This window comes from Methylomonas koyamae (assembly GCF_006483455.1).
In the GTDB taxonomy this organism is placed as follows: domain Bacteria; phylum Pseudomonadota; class Gammaproteobacteria; order Methylococcales; family Methylomonadaceae; genus Methylomonas; species Methylomonas koyamae_B.
The window spans coordinates 76,030-98,323 of record NZ_PPPU01000009.1; the positions used below are offsets into that span (position 1 = coordinate 76,030).

Annotated in this window: 21 protein-coding genes; 5 read left to right on the forward strand and 16 right to left on the reverse strand. The window is 55.5% G+C overall.

Annotation, left to right across the window (positions count from 1 at the left end; genetic code table 11):
• Positions 1–3: 3 nt before the first annotated feature.
• From C2U68_RS05140 to C2U68_RS05170, 9 genes are all read right to left on the reverse strand, one after another.
• Positions 4–1,182: an efflux RND transporter periplasmic adaptor subunit gene (locus C2U68_RS05140; protein WP_260839222.1), complete on the reverse strand. Its 1,179-nt coding sequence runs from the start codon at positions 1,180–1,182 to the stop codon at positions 4–6.
• 16 nt (positions 1,183–1,198) lie between these two features.
• Complete coding sequence (locus C2U68_RS05145; RefSeq protein WP_140911445.1) at positions 1,199–2,530, reverse strand: TolC family protein; 1,332 nt, start codon at positions 2,528–2,530, stop codon at positions 1,199–1,201.
• 316 nt (positions 2,531–2,846) lie between these two features.
• Positions 2,847–3,008: a hypothetical protein gene (locus C2U68_RS21100; protein WP_186289502.1), complete on the reverse strand. Its 162-nt coding sequence runs from the start codon at positions 3,006–3,008 to the stop codon at positions 2,847–2,849.
• A 233-nt stretch (positions 3,009–3,241) separates the two neighbouring features.
• Complete coding sequence (locus C2U68_RS05150) at positions 3,242–3,559, reverse strand: hypothetical protein (protein ID WP_140911446.1); 318 nt, start codon at positions 3,557–3,559, stop codon at positions 3,242–3,244.
• A 110-nt stretch (positions 3,560–3,669) separates the two neighbouring features.
• A complete protein-coding gene (locus C2U68_RS21105; protein ID WP_186289503.1) occupies positions 3,670–3,810 on the reverse strand; it encodes a hypothetical protein in 141 nt (46 codons plus the stop codon).
• 279 nt (positions 3,811–4,089) lie between these two features.
• A complete protein-coding gene (gene tadA, locus C2U68_RS05155; protein ID WP_140911447.1) occupies positions 4,090–4,566 on the reverse strand; it encodes a tRNA adenosine(34) deaminase TadA in 477 nt (158 codons plus the stop codon).
• A gap of 1 nt (position 4,567) precedes the next feature.
• Positions 4,568–5,536 (reverse strand): L-threonylcarbamoyladenylate synthase, encoded by a 969-nt coding sequence (locus tag C2U68_RS05160; protein ID WP_140911448.1) that lies wholly within the window; start codon positions 5,534–5,536, stop codon positions 4,568–4,570.
• Positions 5,537–5,677: 141 nt separating this feature from the next.
• Positions 5,678–7,501, reverse strand: a complete 1,824-nt coding sequence (gene oadA / locus C2U68_RS05165) for a sodium-extruding oxaloacetate decarboxylase subunit alpha (RefSeq protein WP_140911449.1) — start codon at positions 7,499–7,501, stop codon at positions 5,678–5,680.
• Between the two features lie 15 nt (positions 7,502–7,516).
• Positions 7,517–8,935 (reverse strand): acetyl-CoA carboxylase biotin carboxylase subunit, encoded by a 1,419-nt coding sequence (locus tag C2U68_RS05170; protein ID WP_140911450.1) that lies wholly within the window; start codon positions 8,933–8,935, stop codon positions 7,517–7,519.
• A 366-nt stretch (positions 8,936–9,301) separates the two neighbouring features.
• Here C2U68_RS05170 and C2U68_RS05175 point away from each other — a divergent pair, with 366 nt between their 5' ends.
• From C2U68_RS05175 to C2U68_RS05185, 3 genes are all read left to right on the forward strand, one after another.
• Positions 9,302–9,709 carry a hypothetical protein gene (locus C2U68_RS05175; RefSeq protein WP_140911451.1) on the forward strand — a complete coding sequence of 136 codons (408 nt, stop codon included), beginning with the start codon at positions 9,302–9,304 and terminating at the stop codon, positions 9,707–9,709.
• A gap of 238 nt (positions 9,710–9,947) precedes the next feature.
• Positions 9,948–11,042 (forward strand): GNAT family N-acetyltransferase, encoded by a 1,095-nt coding sequence (locus C2U68_RS05180; RefSeq protein ID WP_140911452.1) that lies wholly within the window; start codon positions 9,948–9,950, stop codon positions 11,040–11,042.
• A 68-nt stretch (positions 11,043–11,110) separates the two neighbouring features.
• On the forward strand, positions 11,111–12,130 hold the full coding sequence (locus C2U68_RS05185) for a glycosyltransferase (RefSeq protein WP_140911453.1): 1,020 nt from the start codon (positions 11,111–11,113) through the stop codon (positions 12,128–12,130).
• Between the two features lie 16 nt (positions 12,131–12,146).
• On the opposite strand, the gene C2U68_RS05190 is transcribed toward C2U68_RS05185, so the two are convergent.
• Positions 12,147–12,749: an arylesterase gene (locus C2U68_RS05190; protein ID WP_140911454.1), complete on the reverse strand. Its 603-nt coding sequence runs from the start codon at positions 12,747–12,749 to the stop codon at positions 12,147–12,149.
• On the opposite strand from C2U68_RS05190, the gene C2U68_RS05195 reads away from it, so the two are divergent.
• Complete coding sequence (locus tag C2U68_RS05195) at positions 12,748–13,440, forward strand: ABC transporter ATP-binding protein (protein ID WP_140911455.1); 693 nt, start codon at positions 12,748–12,750, stop codon at positions 13,438–13,440. The two genes, C2U68_RS05190 and C2U68_RS05195, sit on opposite strands and share 2 nt — an antisense overlap.
• A complete protein-coding gene (locus tag C2U68_RS05200; protein ID WP_140911456.1) occupies positions 13,437–15,917 on the forward strand; it encodes an ABC transporter permease in 2,481 nt (826 codons plus the stop codon). Before C2U68_RS05195 ends, C2U68_RS05200 begins: the two co-directional genes overlap by 4 nt.
• A gap of 29 nt (positions 15,918–15,946) precedes the next feature.
• Here C2U68_RS05200 and C2U68_RS05205 read toward each other — a convergent pair whose 3' ends face one another.
• The 6 genes from C2U68_RS05205 to minD all read right to left on the reverse strand — a co-directional run bounded on the left by C2U68_RS05205 (position 15,947) and on the right by minD (position 22,280).
• On the reverse strand, positions 15,947–16,285 hold the full coding sequence (locus C2U68_RS05205) for a hypothetical protein (protein WP_140911457.1): 339 nt from the start codon (positions 16,283–16,285) through the stop codon (positions 15,947–15,949).
• A 103-nt stretch (positions 16,286–16,388) separates the two neighbouring features.
• The gene (locus C2U68_RS05210; RefSeq protein WP_140911458.1) at positions 16,389–17,627 is read right to left on the reverse strand and encodes a sialidase family protein; all 1,239 of its coding nucleotides are present in this window, start codon (positions 17,625–17,627) and stop codon (positions 16,389–16,391) included.
• Positions 17,628–17,844: 217 nt separating this feature from the next.
• Positions 17,845–20,622 (reverse strand): glycosyltransferase, encoded by a 2,778-nt coding sequence (locus C2U68_RS05215; RefSeq protein WP_140911459.1) that lies wholly within the window; start codon positions 20,620–20,622, stop codon positions 17,845–17,847.
• Positions 20,623–20,926: 304 nt separating this feature from the next.
• Positions 20,927–21,124 carry a winged helix-turn-helix domain-containing protein gene (locus tag C2U68_RS05220; protein ID WP_140911460.1) on the reverse strand — a complete coding sequence of 66 codons (198 nt, stop codon included), beginning with the start codon at positions 21,122–21,124 and terminating at the stop codon, positions 20,927–20,929.
• A gap of 89 nt (positions 21,125–21,213) precedes the next feature.
• Entirely contained in the window at positions 21,214–21,468 is a 255-nt protein-coding gene (gene minE, locus C2U68_RS05225) for a cell division topological specificity factor MinE (protein ID WP_140911461.1), read from the reverse strand.
• On the reverse strand, positions 21,468–22,280 hold the full coding sequence (minD, locus tag C2U68_RS05230) for a septum site-determining protein MinD (protein WP_140911462.1): 813 nt from the start codon (positions 22,278–22,280) through the stop codon (positions 21,468–21,470). Before minD ends, minE begins: the two co-directional genes overlap by 1 nt.
• Positions 22,281–22,294: the final 14 nt, after the last annotated feature.

Below are 22,294 nucleotides of genomic sequence, written 5' to 3' on the forward strand. Positions count from 1 at the left end.
GGGCTAAGGGTTGGCATCGTTAACATCTTCCTCGGCGCGCAACACCAAGGCCCCCTCGGTCACCAACTGCTCTCCGGCTTGCAAGCCCTCGGTAACCACCGCGCGCTCCTTCAGCCGCAAGCCCATTTTTACCGGCCGCTGCCGATAATGGTTTTCGTCGACGGCGACAAACACGTAGTCGGAGTCGTCTTCGGTGAATACCGCGGTTAAAGGCACAACGATGGCTTGGGCATCCGGCGGGCTCTCGACATCGATGGTCGCGTACATGCCGGGCAGCAAGCGGCCGTCCGGATTCGGTAACGCGCAGCGCACTTGTACGCTGCGGGTGGTCTCGTTCAGAACTTGGCCAACGTACTCCACCGTTGCCGGAAAGGCTTCGCCCGGATAAGCCGGTACCGAGATTTTCAGTTGCTGACCGGGTTTGATCTTGGCCAGATTGACTTCGAACACGTCCATGACCACGGTCAGCCGTTGAATATCGGAAATGACGAATAGCGGCTTGTCCAAACCCGGACCGACCTCCTGCCCCGGATTGACGTTACGCTCCACCACGACGCCGCTTATCGGAGCACGCAACGCAAAGCGGGCATTGTTCTGACCCGACGCCAGTTGCAGATTTTTCAAGCGGTTTTGTGCGCGTTGCACTTCGCTGCGGGCCTGACTCAGATCGTCCTCGGCCTGTTCCAGCTCTTTGCGCGAGACAACCTGGCCTTGATATAGCTCTTGCTGGCGCCGGAATGCTCGATCGGCCAAGGTCAGTTGCGCTTGCGCCTTGGCGTAGTCGGCCTGGGCGTCGGCAACCTCCGGGCTATGCAATTCCAACATCACCGTTCCGGATTGCACTTGACTGCCCAGCGGCAACGGATTGGTCAGCACTCGGCCGGTTACCGGAGAACTGATTCGGGAGGTCGCGCTGTCGTTATAGGCGATTTTGCCGGCCAAGGGTTCGAGCAATGGTGGCCGGGTCAAGGTCAACGCGCTGGTTTTGACGTAGGCTTTTTTCGGCGAATCGGGGGTCAGGTAAACTTCGCCGGGTAGCGCATGCACAACCGGCTGGGGCTGATTTTTATCGGCGGAGTCGGAACAGGCATTCAGCACTAACAATACCAGCAACCCAAACAGAGTGGGGCAACGGCGTAAACCGAAAATCGCTTGCTTATTCATGAAGTAGGGTATGTGCATATGAAGTTACCGGCATTTACCGCGAGCCAACGCTTGCGGCAGCATTCTCAACACTGGGTTCTACGCCCAACGCTTTGCTTAAATCGAAGTAGGCATTCGTGCGATTGATCATGGCCGCGTAGTAGTCGCGCATCACACTTTTATAGCTGCGTTGTGCTTCGATAAAATCCAGCACGCCGGTCGCGCCTTTTCTGAAAGCCAGTTCTGCGCTGTCGCGTACGCTACGGGCATCACCTAACAAACCGCCATCGAAGCGTTGCACGATCTTGTCGGCGCTGTTCCAGGCTGCCAACGCGCTGACCACGTCGTTGCGGATACCGAGCTCGGTTTGTTCGACCGCCAATTGCGACTGGTTCAAACTGACTGTCGCCTTGTCCGCTTCGCCCTGATACTGGTAAAACAACGGCAGCGGCACGCTGAAACCGACGAAAGCCGAATTTAACGCATTGTTACTCGGATCGCGGGCGTAGCCGGCGTTGACAGTGACATCCGGGTATTTCAAGCGCCGCGCCAGCTCCAGTTCCTTTTTCGCTTGTTCGGCGCGTTGTTTGTCGGCTTGCAGGTCGGGGCGCTGTTGCAAGGCCCGGTCGATCAATTCGTTCTTGTCGCGGGTTTGGCCGATATCGGCTAACGCTGGCCAGGCGTCCTTCGCTTCGATACGTAAACTCTGTTCGGGCCAGCGCAGCAGCACTGCCAGCGCCGCTTGCGCCTGCTCCACAACGGCTTGGGCACTATCCAGATCGGATTGGGCGCGCAAACTTTCCATTTTCACCCGCAAATAATCGGCCTCTGCAATATCGCCGCTTTTCAGCCGCAAATCGTTAGCCTGACCTATCTGTTGGTAATGATTGGCAATTTCCTGCGCCAGCCACCGGTTTTTTTGTGCCTGTAACAAATCGAAGTACGCATCGCGCACCATATTGCTGAAGATGCGCACGGCATCGCGCAAATCACTCTCTGCCGCCTGTGTCGCAAAACCGCTGCTTTGCATCCGCAGCCCGCGTTTACCGGCAACTTCGATTAATTGGCTGAAGGAGAAATATTCGGCCGGTCCGCACGATACGCTGGGGCTATGGTTGCAGCCGGTGGCATTGGACCCCATGTTGGGATTGTTACTGATTTCGGAGACTTGGATGCCGAATACCGGATTAGGAATCGCCCCGGCCAGCACTTGCTCGGCGCGCGTCTGGTCGATGTTGTATTGCGCGGCAATCAGGTCCAAATTGCGCTGGTAAAACAGGGCGACGACCTCATCGACCGACAGTTGCGCTTCTTGAGCATTTGCCGAACCGTACCCAAGCCAGATCGGGCAGGCGACTGCAAGCAAACGGAGGTAGAAATTTTTCATTAGCAGTAAGCGTCTTCGATTAAGCGGTGTTAACCCCGGAAAGCAACCTTTAGGCCACAAAAATTGATCTGCCGCTACTCGTCTTGGAGCGCACGCAAAACCCAACGATTGTACCAAATTAATATCGAGGCGCTATTAATATACGTCTGACGCTGTGTTTCTGAATGGTCTGCAGGAAATTTTGGCTGGAGGCCGGTTCAAATCAACCGAATCGGACCGGTTGAAATAACACGCAAACTTTCTCGCCAACAGTTACGCCAAAAAAAAGCCGGCGCTAAGCCGGCTTCTCGCTGTATTTGATGGGTGATTGGTTAACTTAACCGGCCGCGACAGCGGCAAGATGTTGATCGTAGTAAGCGCTACTGATTCTGTAGCCGCGCGATTTTAATTCTTTCGCCAACCCCGGGCTCATCTTTTCCGGGCTTATATGCGAAATGACTTTACCGAATTTTTTGATGTTATAGCGCATAGCAATCATCTCCAACCTCCAGTGATATCGACCTAAACCGAACGTTTTCGAACGCCGTTACGACAGGCTACCACGCGCAAAATTCCCTGCTTCCACCAATTAGCAAATTTTTACCGGCAATACTTCGGCATTAGCTCCTTGAGCCCAGTCTTCCGCAACTCACGAACGATTTGACGACAGGCATAAAAAAGCCGCTGTTTAAAGCGGCTTTCGATACCCCGGTTGAACCTATTCGCTATGCGTTATTGCTCCGCTTCGGCCGGTTCTGCCGGCATAACGTCTTCAGCACTAACATTCTCGGCGGCTTCAGGCTTTACCGAATCGCATTTGCCCTCAAGCAGATCGTAAGATCCAGCCCAGCAGCGGGCGGCGACGTAGTACTTGGCATACTCTATAAAGGCGACGCCGGAACAATCTTCGTATTTTATTGCGGGAGCCGCGCTGGCATCCTTATCGTCGAAAGTTCGCAAAACCTTGCAATAGCTGACTTCCCTGGCTTGAACCACGCTGCTAACCAGACCGAGCAGCAGGACTCCACAAATTTTGTTGACCGAACTCATTTTTAGCATCCCCGAAAATTGAAACTGTTGCGCATGTTCAAACAGAGTGACGAATTTCGGCAAATTCGTCAACCGGAAACGGCACAATTCGATGCCAGCCAAATAATCGGTCAATGCGTTTCTGCGCTATGCCAGGCTTCAGCCATCAAATCTATAAATTCTTTGCCGACCACGCGTATCAATTGCAACGCCGCAATAACGACCAAACCACCGATTACCAAACCGGACAACATGACGACGACCATCTTCATATCCACCCCCGAAACTAACCGCAAAAATAAACTAGGGAGGGCGAGTATTCACACAAAACCGGCAAAAAGCAACTAGATTAAAGTTCAGTTAAAGCATTGATTATTCAGGACTTAAACATGTCAACCGCTTACATCTCAATGTTAATGTAAATTCGCAGATCAAGCGTTACCGTCTCAGCCCCGAGCTACGGCTCAGACACAAATCTGTGAACCGACTCACGAAACCAGCTATCGCTCGATTTATTGAAGCAATCCTCGCCGTCAAATACCGGTAAGACGTTATGCACTCCGGCCCGGATTTCTCGATCGTTCGCGGCGGGCCTTGAAGAAGTCGCCGAGCAAGTCGGCGCAAACCGTTTGCAATACCCCGCCGGTCCATTCCACCTTGTGATTTAAAAATTCCGCATCACTGAGTTGCAGCGCGTGGCAGACCGCTCCGCGCTTCGGATCGTAAGCGCCGAACACCAGGCGTTTGACGCGAGCGTGGGCAATGGCGCCCATGCACATCACGCAGGGCTCCAGCGTTACGTACAAGGTGGTATCGATCAGACGGTAGTTATCGAGGACTTGGCCGGCTTTGCGCAACGCGACGATCTCCGCGTGAGCGGTCGGGTCGTTGGTTTGGATCGGTTGGTTCCAGCCTTCGGCGATACAACGGTTACCGAGCACCAGCACCGCGCCTACCGGCACCTCGCCTTGGTCTTCGGCGCGCTGCGCCAGCCGGATGGCATGGCGCATCCATTCGTCGTCGTTCATTTCAGACCGTGGCTTTGTTCAGGCGGTCGTTAACGGCGGCCCAGGCTTCGTGATCGGGCGGTTGCTCGATCAAAATCGTATCAAGTTGCAGATTGTCCAGAGCCCGAAGCGAGCTGTACAGGGCCGGTTCGTATAGTTCGGCATCGGCCGGCAGCCGGAGAATATGCAGGCAGGGAATTTCCGCGATCTCGGCGCTGAATGCCAGAATGCCGATGTGTTGGCCTTTGGCGCAGAGGTCGTCGGCCATCGCAATCAAGGTATCGGCCGGACAGAGCAAGGCCATCGTGTTTGGCGCATAGTGCACGGCCATCATGCCCGGCGCCCGAATCTTGGTTTGCGAAGAGAGCCGAATATCGGCATGCAATACGGCTTTGAGTTGGCTGCGGGTAATGCGGCCGGGGCGGAGGATGGTCGGGACCTCGTCGCTGAGGTCGATGATCGTCGATTCCACTCCCACCGCGCAGGGGCCGCCGTCCAGAATACAAGCCACACTGGCGTCCAACTCTTCGGCCACGTGCTGGGCTTCGGTCGGACTGATGCGGCCGAAACGATTGGCCGATGGCGCGGCGACGCCGCCGCCAAACGCCTGCAGCAAGCGCAACGCCACCGGATTGGCCGGCACCCGCAACCCCACGGTATCCTGGCCGCCGGTCACCGCCAGCGGCACCGACTCGCGTTTTTTTAAAATCATCGTCAGCGGACCCGGCCAGAATTGTTCCGCCAGCCGCCAGGCAGCCTCCGGTACTTGGTCGGCCCAATCAGCCATTCGCTCGGCACCGGCAATGTGCACGATCAAAGGATGGTCCGCCGGCCGGCCCTTGGCCGCAAAAATTTTCGCCACCGCCTCCGGATTGGACGCGTCAGCGCCCAGGCCGTAAACAGTTTCAGTCGGAAACGCGACTAGCTGACCATGGCGCAGTAAGTCGGCGGCGTGCTGGATGGATGCTTCGGTGACGGGGGTTGGTTTCACGGTAGAGCCGGACGAAAGGTCGAATACAAAAACAGCGGACTGGCCAATCGCTTCATGGCCGGCGCGCTGCACACCTTGGCGGTAAAGTTTAGGCGATTAAGCAAAGCGCGCTATTTTACCTTTCGTCTTGCCGCTTTTCTCTCAATTTATTTCCACCAATACCTCGTTGGGGTTAACCGCGTCACCTTTAGCCACATAAATGGCTTTGACGCTGCCGGCAATCGGCGCGGTGATCTCGGTTTCCATCTTCATGGCTTCGGTGACCAGCAAGGCTTGGCCGGCGTTGACTTTCTGGCCTTCCTTGACCAATACGTCGATGATGTTGCAAGGCATGCTGGTCACGACATCACCCGGCTCGCTGGGCCGACGCCGCTTGCTGGCGATGGCGCTTTGCACCGCGCCCTGGGCGCCGCCGTCCAGCACGATTTCGTCCAGGGTTTCGATGACGATCTCTTCCGGCATGCCGTCCACGGTGAAATAAAAATGCCGCAAGCTCTGGTTTTTCGGGCCGGCGCCGGTGACTTTGACGTGATATTGCTCGCCGTGCAACGCCACATTAAATTCGGTCGGGGCTTTTTTAACTTCGCCGGGCTTAGCCGCTTCTTCCAGTTCCAGCGGTTCCGGCACCAGATTGTCGGTGGAACGCAATTCCAGAAACTGTTTGCCGATTTCCGGAAACATCGCGTAACTCAGCACGTCTTCATCGTTCAAAGCCAGATGAGCAATTTCGTTGCGCAGATGCTCGAATTCCGGTTTCAATAAATCCGCCGGCCGGCATTCGATGATTTCCTCTTTACCAACCGCCTTCGCCAGCAATTGCGGATTGACCGGCGCCGGTGCCTTGCCGTAGCCGCCGTGCAGATAACGTTTGACCTCGTTGCTGATGGTCTCGTAGCGCTTGCCGATCAACACGTTCAGCACCGCCTGGGTGCCGACGATTTGCGAGGTCGGCGTCACCAGCGGCGGATAGCCCAAGTCTTTGCGCACTTCCGGGATTTCTTTATACACCTCGTCGATCCGGTCCAGTGCGTTGCGTTCTTTCAATTGGTTGGCCAGGTTGGAGATCATGCCGCCCGGGACTTGGAAGATGTGGACGCGGGTGTCGATGCCGGTAAATTCGCTTTCGAAGCGGCGGTATTTTTTGCGGATTTCGGCGAAATAGTCGTTCACCGCTTGCAGCTTATCCAAATCCAGCCCAGTGTCGTAATCAGTGCCGCGCAGTGCAGTGACCAACGATTCAGTGGGCGGGTGGCTGGTGCCGCCGGCCCAGGAGGATAAGGCCGTATCGACATGTTCGCAGCCGGCTTCGATGGCCTTGAGCTGACACATTTCCGCCAAGCCGGCCGTGGCATGGCAATGCAGGTGCAGCGGCAAATCGACGGCATCTTTCAAGGCTTTGATCAATTCGCCGGCAATATAGGGGGTCAGTAAACCGGCCATGTCTTTGATGGCAATCGAATCGCAGCCCAAATTGACCAAGCCTTTACCCAGTTTGATAAAGCTGGCGATGTCGTGCACCGGGCTGGTCGTGTAACAGATGGTGCCTTGGGCGTGCTTGCCGGCGGCTTTGGTGGCTTCGATAGCCGTTTCCAGGTTGCGGATGTCATTCAGCGCGTCGAAGATTCGAAACACGTCCATGCCATTGCGGGCGGCAGTCTCGACGAATTTACGCACCACATCGTCGGAATAATGCCGATAGCCCAGCAGGTTTTGGCCGCGCAACAGCATTTGCAGGCGGGTATTGGGTAAAGCGGCTTTCAGTTTGCTCAGTCTTTCCCATGGGTCTTCCTTTAAGAAACGCAGACAGGCGTCGAAAGTCGCGCCCCCCCAGCATTCCAGAGACCAATAGCCGATATCGTCCAGCATGGCGCAGGCCGGTAGCATATCTTCGGTGCGCATCCGCGTGGCGATCAGGGATTGGTGGGCGTCGCGGAGGATAACGTCGGTTACATAAACTTTGCTCATCTTGGTGTCCTTGGCTTACAGGCCGGTATGGGAAGCGACGACGGCCGCCAGCACGCTGGCCAGAATTTCCGGGCGCGGCTTGTTGGAGTAATTGATCAAATCGGGATTGGCTTCGACGAAGCCGGTGTTGAATCGACCGCGACGAAAATCCGGGTGACCGAGAATTTTTAGATAATAGGGAATGGTGGTTTTGATGCCGAACAAGCCCATGTCTTTCAAGGCGCGTTCGCCGCGATTGATCGCATCTTCCCAAGTCATCGAGCTGACGATGACCTTGGCCAGCATCGAATCGTAAAACGGCGGCACTTCATAGCCGGTATAGATGGCGGTGTCGGTGCGCACACCGGGACCGCCGGGGGCATAGTAGCGGGTAATGTGGCCGAAGCTGGGCAGGAAATTGTTTTTGGGGTCTTCGGCGTTGACCCGAAATTGAATGGCATAGCCGCGGCGCACGATTTCTTCCTGCTTGAAGCGCAGCGGTAACCCGGCAGCAACCCGAATTTGTTCTTCGACGATATCGACGCCGGTGATAGTCTCGGTGATGGTGTGCTCAACTTGCACCCGGGTGTTCATTTCCATGAAATAGAAGCGACCGTTGGCATCGAGCAGAAACTCCACGGTGCCGGCGTTGGTATAGCCGACTGCTTTGGCAGCCATTACCGCCAAGCCGCCCAGGTACTGGCGTTGCGCTTCATCCAATTGTGGCGACGGCGCAATTTCGATCAATTTTTGGTTGCGGCGCTGCACCGAGCAATCACGCTCGTAAAGATGGATGGTGTTGCCGAAGTGGTCGGCCAACACTTGCACTTCGATGTGAATCGGGTTGACCACGCACTTTTCCAGAAACACGTCGGCGCTGCCAAAGGCCTTGGTCGCTTCGGAAATCACCCGCTGGAAGTTTTGGCGGAGTTCGTCGGGATTGTCGCAACGGCGGATGCCGCGGCCGCCGCCGCCCGAGGTGGCTTTCAGCATGATCGGGTAACCGATCTGTTCGGCGACTTGCAACGCATGATCGACATTGTCCAGATTGCCGTCCGAACCCGGCGTAACCGGCAGGCCGGCGGCCTTCATTGCCGCCCTAGCCTCAGTCTTGTCGCCCATCCGGTGAATCACGTCGGCCGACGGGCCAATGAACACCAGACCGCGCTCCTGGCAGGCTTTGGCAAACTGGGCGTTTTCGGACAAAAAGCCGTAACCGGGATGGACTGCGTCACAGCCGGTGCGCAAGGCCAAATCGACCAGACCGTAAATATTCAGGTAACCGGCCAGCGGGTCGCTACCGATATAGTGCGACTCGTCCGCCTTTTTGACGTGTAGGGCAAACCGGTCTGCCTCGGAGTAAATCGCCGCCGAACGGATGCCCATCTCGGCGCAGGCGCGAATAATGCGGACGGCGATCTCGCCGCGATTGGCGATCAGGATTTTGCGTAGCATGATTTTTCCATTGCGGTTCGGGGACGCTTACTACTCTAACAAGTTATCGATATCTTTCAACCTTAAAACCGGTGGGTATCCAACTTGACGGCGCTCCGGCAGACAAGCCGAAAGCTGCCGGAAACTGTCGCTCTGTAACGCCTCTGAAACCGGCATCACCGATCAGACAACTTGCTGCGTTAGCCACAATTTGTGGGTTTCCCATGTCGCAATCCGCACACAGCCTCCGGGTAAGTCCGCACAATCCCTGCTAACCAGCCCTATTGAAATTGGCACATATGATGCTATCCTGATAATGCACAGGAAGCCTGGGCCTAGGCTCAGGGTTGTCACCTCCAAAGTAATCAATGATTTTCGAGGTTCATTATGGAAAAAAACAAAGCTCTAATTCTGGTTTTACTGTTGTTCTGCCTACCACTCGCGGCTGCCCTGGTACCAATAACGGCAAGGGCTGTTCCAGACTGGTCACAGGCAGTGTTCCTCAATCCGCCCCAACAATTCGCCACAGCTTTATCTTGGAGCGACACCGCACTCAGCTTTGCCGAACAAGCAGAGCGCGACGCTAGCTCAGCAGTCCGCGAAACTGTAACCGATCTGCAACACTGGCTGGATTTCGGCATGCAAGCCGCATTTTTCGGCTGGCTCGGTACACCCTCGTTGCTTGAAGCGTTACCGCTGCAAAATCTGAAAGCCGCCCTCCCTGGTACGGTTTGGTTTCTGCTCGGCAGCCTTTTGGCTATTTTAAGCCGTAAAAAACGCAGTATCGTATCCTGACGCCTGCCGGCTTGCGTTACCGGACCGGCGGTGCCGCTCCGGTAACGTCTGTTTTGATTGCTTCCAAAGCACATCTAACATCACAAGTGCGGCGACCAGCCGCGCGACAACTCCGCTGCTCTGTCATTAGCGGCGGCTTATTTGGCAGCGGCCGAGATTTGGCTAATAATTGCCACAGGCTATTGCAGCCGGTTGGTACTTTGAACAGCTTGTTAGCCATGAACTTTAGGAATCGCCGATGCCTCACTCCGTACCCGATACGGCAGACCAATTTCAGTTCCGTACACTTCAGCCGGAAGATATCGGCGCATGTATTCGGATTGCAATAGCTAATTTCGACGAATTCCGCGACCATCCGGAATACATACACCTATGGTTCGAGCAACGGATCACGCATAACCCCTGGCAAAACGCACTGCCGGGCCCCGGCGTTGGCGTTTGGCTAGACTCGCGTCTGGTAGGCTTCAGGGCCATGTTTGCTCAACCTTGGTGGTTGAACGGCCAGTCTAGGATAATCGCCTTCGGCGCAAATACATGCATCGACTCGGAATTCAGAGGCCAGGGCCTGGCGACCCGGCTGATTCGATTCAGCTGTGGTTTGTCCGACATCAACGGCAGCGTCACGGCCGGCGTCATCACGCAGAAATCCTTCGGAGCTTGCGGATTCCTCAAAATCGGCGGCGAATCCAACGATTTTTTTCGGCTAAGGATCGGTTACCGCGGTTCTTGGGAGAAGCGGGTCGGCAACCAATTAGGGCAAATTCTGGGCAGCTTTTGCGACCTCAGTTTACGTTGGCGCGACAGAAAATTGTCCCAACCCGACTTCACTATGGCGGAAATCAGCCATTGCGGCTCCGAATTCGATTCACTGTGGGAGCGCGCCAAAACGGCCTACCCATCGTGCGCGGAGCGCAGCAGCCGCTATTTGAATTGGCGCTTGTTCGAATTCCCGACCTGCCCGTTGCAAATGCTGGCGTTGCACGACCGCTCGGGGATATTGCGCGCGTACGCCATCTGGCACCGGCAGCACCTTGCCGAGTCGATCGACATGGCCGTGCTGCGCGACGTGTTCTACCCGCCGCAGGACGAACCGGCTATACGCGGTTTGCTGCACCACTTATTCGCTTACTGGCGGAAACTCGGTATCAGTTGGGGCAACCTGGAAGTGGCTTCACCACGATTGACTGCCTTATTCCGGGAACTGGGGTACGAGGCCTTGAGCTCGCACGGCAACCGCTACCAGATCTACAGCAACCCGGCGCTAGCGGAGAATGTTTTAACCGATTGGTACCGGAGCGGCATCGACGGCGATTATTTCGACCATCCGCTCTGACAAATAGCCAATATCAGCCAATGTATATTAAGCTTTTGCAATAACTAGACTTGCTCGCGCCTGTGACCATGCCCAATCAAACCGTAGCTATCATTTCCACCGTACTTAACGAGCGCGAAAGCATCAGACAGTTGCTGGACGCGTTTTTCCGCCAAACCCGCCAAGCGGACGAAATCGTTATCGTCGATGGCGGTTCCACGGACGGGACACTGGAAGTGTTGCAGGATTACGCCGCCCAGAACCCCAAATTGAAATTTTTGGTCGAGAACGGCGTGAATATTGCCGCCGGCCGCAACATTGCCATCGCCCACGCGAACTCCAGCATCATAGCCGTCACCGACGGCGGCTGCCGCCCGGAAGACAACTGGCTGGCGGAACTGGTCGCCCCCTTGTTGGCTGATCCTAGCTACGGCGCAGTTACCGGCGTACGCAATGTCGAGCATAAAAACGATTTCGAATTTTTCGCCGGCAAATTGTCAACCTCCGGCAATGCCGCCAACGAAGCCGACCGCGTATTTCACGGCCGTAATTCGGCATTCCGCAAAAGCGTCTGGCTGGATGTGGGCGGTTATCCGGAATGGCTGTATACCGCCGAAGATACCTTGTTTGCGCAACGGGCCAAAGCGCTCGGCTGCCGGGTTGCGGTGGCGCCGAACGCAATCGTATCCTGGCGGCCACGGCCGAATCTGAAAAAACTCGCGAAGCAATATTATCTGTACGGCAAGGGGACCGGCCGGATTGGTCAAGCCGATTTAAAAGCGGTGCTTTACCATCTGCGAAACCATGCGGTGTGGATGGCATCACTGTTGTTCGGGTTTTGGCTCAACGGGTTTTGGCTGATTACGTTGACCGTGCTCGGCTTCCTGTACTTCACCTTGGTGAATCCGGTAATCGCCAACCTGACAGCCAACCAAAATTTGAGGCCGGGATATTGGCTTTATGTGCCGACGATTATTCTGGTCCGCAGCTTTTACAACAATCTAGGCCAACTCTACGGCTACTGGGAGTGTCGGGAAGGCAGCCCGTTTCGGGAAAATCTGGCCCGCTACCGGTCCGGCTCCTGGAAATCCCCGGCCATCCGAGCATGACAAAGCCGGAGTCCGATCACTTCAACTGAAACTGCAAGTGCTTCCAGATTTTGTCGGCCAGGATCTGCTGCGCCAGGGCATTGGGGTGGATGCCGTCTTGTTGCATCAACTCCGGCCGCAACACGATGTCTTCCAGAATAAACGGTACGTAAGATATCTTGAACTCCTGCGCCAGCTCCGGGTAAATATCGTAAAACATCTCCACATAGCGCTTACCGTAGTTGGGTGGAATTTTCATCGCCAGCAAGGTCACTTTCGCCCCGGCTTGTAACGACCGGCCTATGATCGCGGCCAAATTGGCCTCCATTTCCTCCGGCGACAACCCGCGCAAACCGTCGTTGGCGCCCAACTCCAAAAACAGAATATCCGGTTTGTGTTTGGCCAAAATCGTCGGTAGCCGGGCCAAACCGCCGGCAGTAGTATCGCCGCTGATACTTTCGTTATAGACCGTATAGTCGAAACCGCGCGCGGTAATTTTTTTTTGCAACAAAGCCACCCAGCCCTGCTGAACTTCGATACCGTAACCGGCACTAATACTGTCTCCAAGCACGACAATCGATTTGGCGGACGCGCAAACAGGCAAAATACTCAATACTAAGGCAAGGACCACGCTATACATGACAAACACTCGTTCCGATCACTCCGCTTCCACCATCATCAGCGCCCATAAACTTGGCAAAGCGGTTCCAACATCCGAAGGCACCTTGCATATCTTGGCATCGGTCGATCTAATCATCAAGCGCGGCGAAACTGTCGCCATCGTCGGCGAGTCCGGTTCAGGCAAATCGACCTTGCTCAGCCTGCTGGCCGGCCTTGACACTCCGAGCAGCGGCTCGGTCGAAATCGACGGCCGCGACTTGGCCAGTTTGAACGAAGACGGGCGGGCATTGCTGCGCAACGAATTGGTCGGCTTCGTATTCCAGTCGTTTCAACTACTGCCCGGTTTAACAGCGGTGGAGAACGTGATGCTGCCGCTGGAACTGAGCGGCGCGGCCGACGCCGAGCAATCGGCGCGGGCCCTGTTACAACGCGTCGGCCTGGCTCAACGCCTAAAGCACACGCCGCGGCAACTTTCCGGCGGCGAACAACAGCGCGTGGCCCTGGCCCGCGCCTTCGTTACCCGGCCGGCAATATTGTTCGCCGACGAACCGACCGGCAACCTGGACCGAATTACCGGTGCCAAAATCGTCGAGCTGTTGTTCGAATTGAACCAGGAACAACACACCACACTGATTCTGGTGACCCACGACATGTCTTTGGCGGCCCGCTGCCAACGCACCATCCATCTGGAAGCCGGGAGCATCGTATGACGCGCTTTCGCCTGGCCTTAAAGCTGCTGTGGCGCGACGCCCGCTCCGGCGAACTGACGCTACTGGCCCTGGCATTGTTAATTGCAGTAGGCGGCACTACGTCGATTTCTTTGTTCGCCGACCGGCTGCAACGCACAATGAATTTGCAAGCCGCCGAATTCCTGGCTGGCGATTTGGTGTTGGCCGGACCGGCCCCGGCCAGTCCGCAATGGCTGGCAAAGGCTGACGAACTGGCACTGAGCGGATCGCAAACGGTCGAGTTTCCCAGCATGTTGCTGGAGAACGGCGAAATGCAGCTGGCATCGGTCAAAGCGGTCAGCGCCAGCTATCCGTTGCGCGGCCGCCTGAAGACTCGCGACGCCGATCTACAAGACGAATCCGTCGCCGATCACGGCCCGGCAGCCGGCGAGGCCTGGATCGACAAACGCTTGCTGCCCGCCCTGAAATTGCAGCTGAACGATACGCTGACCGTCGGCGAAAAAGCGCTGAAAGTGACCAGACTGATCAGTTACGAGCCGGACAAACGCGGCGATTTTTACAGCTTCTCGCCGCGCGTGATGATGCATCTGGACGATTTGGCCGCCACCGGCGCGGTCCAGCCCGGCAGTAGAGTCCATTACGCTCACCAGTTTATCGGCAGCGAACAGGCTTTGGCCGAATTCAAGGCCTGGTTGCAACCGAATTTGAATCCTTCGCAAAAAATCTTGGATATTCGGCGGGACCGGCCCGAGCTGGGCTCTGCGTTGCAGCGCGCCGAGCGCTATCTGGGCTTGTCCAGCGTTGTCGTGACCTTGATCTCAGGCGTTGCGATCGCGATGACCACCCGCCGCTACAGCGAACGCCATTTCAACGCCACGGCCTTACTGCGCTGCCTAGGCTGCACGCAAGCGGAAATCGTAAGACTCTACGCCGTCCAATTTTTGGTATTAGGCTTAGCCGCCAGCTTAGCCGGTTGCGCTTTGGGTTGGCTGGCCCAGTACGGCTTGTTTCAATTGCTGAAAAATCTGTTGCCGGAAACACTGGCCGATCCCGGGGAATTGGCGATCGTCTACGGCATTGCCACCGGCTTGATCATCTTATGGGGTTTTGCCTTGCCGCCGTTGTTACGCCTACAAGCAGTCCCGCCGCTACGCGTGCTAAGGCGGGAGCTGGAACCTTTACCCGGCAGCGGCTGGCTGGTCTACGGCTTGGCTGCCAGCGTCGTGGCCGGTTTGATCTGGCGTTATACGGGCGATCCGAAACTCACTTTCGCGATTATCGGCACCGGTTTTGCCGTTTTGCTGATCTTGGGGCTGGCGATTCAGGGCATTTTGCATTTATCGCGACGGCTGCTGCCGCGGCTGGGCTTGGTTTGGCGCTTCGGCTTACGCGGATTGTTGCGCGACGGCCGGGCCAGCATCGGCCAGATTTTGGCATTCGGCATCACGCTGACCGCAATGGCCTTAAGTTTCAACGTGCGCAGCCACCTTTTGGACGATTGGCGCCGGCAACTTCCCGATCAGGCTCCCAACCATTTTGCGATCAACATCCTGCCGTCGTCTCTGGCCGATTTTCAGGACGACCTGAGTCGCAATCAGGTTCCGGACAGCCATTTTTATCCGGTGGTCCGCGGTCGTTTGGTGACCATTAACGGCGAAGCCGTGCAAGGCCGAGTCAGCAAAGACAGCCAAGGCGAAGCTGCCACGCAGCGCGAATTGAGCCTGACCTGGGCCGACCGGTTTCCGGAGGATAATCAAATCACCGACGGCGCAGCTTGGCAGGCGGACCGCCCCGGCCAGGTATCGGTGGAGAAAAAACTGGCGGACAATTTGGGTATCCGCCCCGGCGACCAGCTCGGTTTTACGGTGGGAGACGCCCAACTCACCGCCACGGTGGCAAATCTGCGCAGCGTGCAATGGGACACCATGCGTCCCAATTTTTACATGATTTTTTCGCCGGGCACTCTGACCGGTTTTCCGACGACCTACATGACCAGTTTTCATCTGGCCGAAGCGCAAAAAAACCTGCTGCCGCCACTGTTAAAAAAATATCCGGCGGTGACGGTTCTGGAGGTGGAGCAGATTCTGCAGCAATTCAGAACCATACTGGCCCAATTAACCCAAGCGATTAATCTGATTTTATATTTTGCGCTGGCAGCAGGATTTAGCGTGCTGTTCGCCGCAGTCTATTCCACCTTGGACCAACGGATTTACGAAGGGGCGTTGCTACGTACGTTGGGGGCGCGGCGCAGCTTTTTAAGGAGCAGTCATTTGATCGAATTTTGCGTTTTGGGGCTGTCCGCAGGATTGCTGGCAACGCTGGCGACCGAGTCGATACTGTATATGCTGTATACCCGCGTCATGCAAATCCAGTTCCAGGCCCATGTTTATCTATGGCTGGCGTTACCGGCCGTCGGCGTTACCGGAGTCACCCTGGCCGGGTATTGGGGAGTACGCCACGTGGTCAGACAAGCACCGTTACGGGTATTGCGGCGTTAAGATCTACCTGTTTTACAGCCGAAACCGGCTCAAAAGGAAATCAGCGACAGGTTTAAGACGATGCAAACCGCATTCGATAACACACCGTAGATTGCCAGAGAACTATTGAACTTGGTATTGACCATCGCAAATGCTGCCACGCCCAAGCCGCCGATATCCAAGGCCAAAAACACAGTGACGAAAATCATCACGCCGTCGAACACATTGGGCCCGGGCGCCGCAGTTGCTAAGGTGGCGGGCATTGAAACCGTTAGCCAGGCCGCGCAACTCGACGCCGAGATAATCAGTGAAGCCCGCGCAAATCCCTGGCTGCGGTAACGGCTTTTGCGGCGGTCGCCGCCCGACCATGACGATGCTTCCTGATTCAATCCGAACTCCCCATGTCAGAAAATGTGCCGACCTGTCCCGACAAGATTCCCGCCGCCGTTCGCTTTGCCGGGTACAAATGCTGGCGAGCCCGGCGGAAAAGGTTTATATCTCCCGGAACCGATAACCGCCAGCGGTTTGCCAAGACAAATAAATACGGTCGCCATCGCTCAGTAAAAAAGCATCGTCGGCCGCATCCGGCGTTGCTTCCGCGATCTCGGGCTGAGTCCAGTGGTTGCCGCCGTCGTCGGACTTGATCAATTTGACCAAATTTTTACTGCCGTCAAACTCCGACCAGACTACCGCCAGCCGCTGGCCCAACGCCAATACTTGAGGGTGTTTGGCGCCCGGATTGCCGAGCCGGTAGGGCTGGGAGAACTCGGCCGCACCCGGTAGCGAATGAGCGTAAAACAAGCCCTGATTGTCGGGGGCCCCGCTAAACCAAACGGCGTGTATCGTGCCATCGTCGGTAATCGACAACCCTGGACCATGGTGCGGACAGGCATCGATTTTCCAGTTCTCGTGGCTGACTCGCTGCACCGGCCCCGGCGTATGCCAATCGCCGAACTTGGACAAGACATGGTCGCGGATATTGCCGTCATAGACATGCCGCCACAGTACTAGCGGGCGGTTGTCGGGAGCGATTTCCACGCCCAAACGGCAACATTCGCAGCTATGCGGCGCGACGATTTTATTCGGGTAAAAGCTTGCTCCGCCATTGTCGGACCAAGCGTAATAGATCGCGGTACCGTTGAATTCCTGCTTGGCAGCCTTAGCCTTTTCCTTGTCCCGAGCGTCTAGCCAAGCGATAAACACTTCGCCGTTCTTGCCCAGCGCCAACGCATCGAAACGATGACTGATAACGTCAAGATTGTCGTTGACCGTTACCGGCTTGGAAAAGGTTCTACCGCCGTCGGTAGAACGGCTGAAACGGATATAGCCGGTGTGGCGTTTTTCCAGACTCTGCGTCCACGTCAAATAAACGTTGCCTTCGGGGCCGATTTTGATTTTCGGCCGATATTCGCCGTGCGCGGCAATCGCCTCGGCGTCGGCATTGACCCGAACCGGTTTGGAAAAACTACGGCCGCCGTCATCCGAGGTTTGCAGATAAATATGGCGTTGCTGCACCCACGCGATCCAGAGTGTACCGTTTGAGTCGAAGCTGGCCGTCACGGTATCGGAACACCCACGCTGCGGCAATGCTTGCGCTTTGGTGCAGTCGGCTTGGTTTACCGCACCTTGCTGCGCGGCAGCCGGATTTTGATCGACGGGTACGGCATCGGTCGCACAAGCCGAAACCACAAACGGTGTGATTAAGGCTAGGAATAGTTTGGATATTTTCATGTGTCATTCGGCGTGTTGAAACGTTGCAGCCGGGTTGCCGCAACAAATTGATTATATTTTTCGCAGATTATCGCCGTCCCGGCAGCCGCGCGCCACTCCGCTTGCATGATGCCGAAAAATCCGGCGCACCGACGCCGGTTTTAAGCTTGCGCAACTTCGCAAAAAAAAGCCCCGGCCGTTACCGGCCGAGGCTGGGTGTCCTGTAAGCTAAACCCCGCTATTCGGTATCCAATTCGTCGGCCGACAGTTTTTTACCCGGAAAATAATTCGGCGCGACACTGATCAGAATCGTAATAAAAGTGGCGATATACGGTACCGATTGCACCGCCAGTACCGCGACCCATAACCGGCCGCTCAAGTTGTCGAAATGCTCGACGGAGCGCATCGCCACAATGCCGGCGACCAACAGCAGTAGCAGTAACAGCTCTTGCCAGATGATCAACAGACCGGCGACCAGAGGCCCCTGCTGTTCGTATTTAGGCGTACGCATGAAGGGCTTGCCGGACGTGAACAAACCCTGCAAGGTGCCGCGCGCCACAGTGTGCGTCAACGACAGGCCGGCCAGCGCCGCACCCAAGGCCTGCAACATCGAACACGCCACCCGCGCCTTGTACAACCATAAACCGCGCACGATCTTAAAGGCAAACAAGCCTATCGTCGGCAACAGGAAGGCATTTACCGGCAATTCGCTGTGCTTGGGATCGGCGACGATCAGCGCCGTCAAAATCAAACTGGTGCCGGTAAACAGCAAGGCCAACGCATCGGAAAACCACGGCAACCAGCCGGCGACAAAGTAATAGCGTTGCGCCGACGTCAGCGAAGACTTCTTGTTGGGCAGGAAATGCCGCCAATGCTTTTTGATGATTTGCATCGCACCGTACACCCAACGGAAGCGTTGCGTCATATAGCCGGAGAAGGTATCCGGCATCAAGCCGCGGCCGAACGATTCTTTGCAATACACCGAATCGTAACCGGCCTCGTACAAACGCAAACCCAGTTCGCTGTCTTCGCAAATACACCATTCACCCCAGGAGCCAACTTTTTCGAACGCCGATTTGCGCACCATCGTCATCGTGCCGTGCTGGATGATGGCGTTGTATTCGTTACGCTGCACCATGCCGATGTTGAAGAAACCGGCATATTCCCAGTAACACATGTTTTTGAACGAGCCTTGATGGGCGTCGCGGTAGTCTTGGGGCGACTGGACGAAGCCGACATTTTCCTGGTCGAAGTACGGCACCATGGCGTTCAACCAATCAGGCGACAAAATGTAATCGCTATCGATCACCGCGATAATTTCGGCATCGTCTGCGGTATTTTCCAGCGCATAGTTGATCGCGCCGGCTTTATAACCAGGCCAGTTGTCCAAATGGAAGAAGCGGAATTTCTCGCCCAAACGGTCGCAATCGTCGCGCACCGGTTGCCATACTGTCGGATCCTTGGTGTTGTTATCCATCACCAACACTTCGTAATTCGGATAATCGACCTTGGCCAGAGCATTCAAAGTCTTGCGTACCATTTCCGGAGGCTCGTTATGAATCGGCAGATGGATCGAGACTTTCGGGTAACGGAAACCGGCCGGCGGCGTCAGCGGCTGGAAGGTACGACGGCCTTTTCGATGCCAAATCACTTCCGCTATTTCCAAGCTTTCGGTCAACAGCACCAGGATTGCCATGGCCTGCATCATCAACAGAATCGCCCAAAACACGACCGAGAAACCGGTTTGGTATTGGGCTGCCGCTATCGAAGCCGACCAGAACAAGACCGATGCCGCCAAGTTGGCGACGATGCCGAAGAAGAATTTACCGGGCAGTTTCAAGCTTTTCCGGGTAAACAAGAAGGCCGCCATCAGGATGATACTGAGTATTGCCGCACCGCTGGCCCAATTACGCCAGGTCGGATTGGCCAATACGTCGCCCTCCATCGGGAATTTGGGCTGGCGATCGGCATTGAACAGGCCCCAGTACGCGCCGGCGGTACCTTCCAGCTTGATTTTCCACGGCTGGTCGAAGGCCTCGACCACGTAGTAAATCACGTTCTCGGCGGTGGCGCGGTTCAGGAATTCGCGTAAAAACTTGGCCTGATTCGCCAACGAAGCCGTAGCGGCTTTTTGCGGCGGACCATCGGAAGGCCAACCCACCTCGGTAATGACGATGGTTTTATCAGGGTAAAGCTTTTGCAGTTCATAGTAGCGCTTGAACACGTATTCGACGGCATTATCGCCTTCCGCGCCTTGGGGCAATTCGACCGGAATGCCCTCCCAATACGGCAGGATATGCACCGCGATGTAATCGACTTCGGCCGCCAATTCCGGATGGTCGACCCATATATCCCAGGTCTCGGCGGTACTGACCGGCTTCCAGGTGCGTTTTTTGACTTCGCGGATATATTCGATCAGTTCATTGGCTTTGTTGGTAACTTCAAGATTGATCTCGGCTTTGATTTTATCCTGCAGTTCCTGCTCCGCCATCTGACCGCCAAACTCGTCGCGCACGCGCTTTGCGACCGGTTCGCTGACCTTGTTTCTGACCCGCAACAGCGATTCGTTTCCAACCAGCGTCCGAATGATCGTTTTCGGATATTGATTGGCTAGGTTGATTAAACTCTCGACTTCGCGCTGGTTCTTGTCCAACCGTTTTTGCCGGTTCTCCTCGCTTTCTTCGTCCTCGACCAAATCCACCCAGCAGCCCATCGCCAGATTCAACGCGCTTTTCGCGGTCAATTCCGGCACGACCTCCATACCCTCCAATGCGGTATAGGTCCTGATTGAATGCGCCTTGCCCGACAATAGCTCGACATCGGCCTGGATTTGTTCGCGGGTCGGAAAGATACCATCCTGCGGATTGAAATCGCGCTGCTTGGGGTTAAAAGTTACCCCCATCATCGTGTCGCTCCAAGACGGAAGCTGTAACGGGTTATTGATGTAGGACCAGATACCGATGTTGATCAAAACCAACAGGACTAGGGTGAGAAATGTGGCTATTTTGGCTTTCATTCGACAGAAAGACTCCGCATTATTGGAAAATTTGTTAAACGGTATTTTTGTAATTCTTACGGCGCTACCCGCGCCAATCCGTCGGCGGATCAATCAGACTTAGGCAAGATCTTTTCGACGTAATGCCGAACGCCAGCCATATGCGGGCCGCAATTCCAGTCAGGCAACAGGCTACCTAAAAACCTCGCGGCATTGAGAATACCCGCCTCAGACCGAAAAGCTCGACAAACTGATCACCGGACACATTGCCAGTATTGAAAGCTGCCTCGCTTAGCCCTGTCTTAAGCGGGTATGCGGAAAACTGTTACTTCAACGAAAGGGTCTCGACGCGTCCTTTCATCTCGATATTCAGCTTGTCTTCTTTAGCCAACCAGCCGATGGCCCGTTGCACTTCGTTTTTGCCCAAGCCGGTTTCGGTGGTGATCTTATTCACGCTGGCTTCGCCATTCGCGTTCAGAAATTGCCAGACTGCACCAGCTGCTTCGCCAATTGTATCTACCATTTCAACTCCTCATCATTTGCACAACAAAAAAATCGGCTGCTTGCTCCGGCACAACACCGGAATAAGCCTTGTCAAACAAGCAAACGCAACTAACGCTCGTCAGGTAACACGATATTCAGTTCGAGTGTTTCCTGATTGCCATCCTGTTCGAAATTAACGGTGATAGCATCCTGCCCGACATTTACATATTTACGAATTACTGCCAATAGTTCTTTTTGTAGTTCTGGCAAATAAGAAGGCTGGTTGCGCGAGGCCCGTTCGTGCGCCACCAGAATTTGCAGCCGCTCCTTGGCTAAAGACGCCGTATTGGTCTTCGACGATCTGAAGTAATCTAAGAGACTCATCACTTGCTCCCGAACAGCTTGCTAAACAAGCCCTTCTTCTCTTCCTCGATAAAACGGTGTGGTCTGTTTTCGCCTAAATAACGGGCAACGATATCAGCATACGCCTGACCGGCATCGCTTTGCTCGTCCAAGATAACCGGGGTGCCGGAGTTCGAAGCGTTCAATACCGACTTCGATTCCGGAATCACGCCCAACAGGTGGAGGGATAAAATTTCCTGGACGTCTTCGACACTCAACATTTCGCCCAACTTAACCCTATCCGGTGCGTAACGGGTCAACAGCAGGTATTCCTTGATCGGCTCTTCGCCTTTTTCCGCCCGCCGCGACTTGCTGGCAAGAATGCCCAACATACGATCCGAATCCCTAACCGACGATACTTCCGGATTGGTCACGACGAAAGCGTCATCGGCAAAGTACATGGCAAGTGTAGCACCGCGCTCGATTCCCGCCGGCGAGTCGCAAACGATGTATTTAAAGTCCTTGGACAACTCTTCCAAAATCTTGCCGACGCCTTCGGTCGTCAACGCATCTTTGTCGCGGGTTTGCGAGGCGGGCAGTATGTACAGTTGCTCGCAGCGCTTGTCCTTGATCAAGGCTTGATTCAGAGTCGCTTCATTGTTGATCACGTTAACCAAATCGTAAACCACGCGGCGTTCACACCCCATGATCAAATCGAGGTTGCGCAGCCCCACATCGAAATCGATCACGGCAGTCTTGTGCCCCCGCTTCGCCAAACCCATCGCGATCGCGGCACTGGTCGTGGTTTTGCCCACACCACCTTTTCCCGATGTTACTACGATTATTCTGGCCAAAATTATTCCTCCAA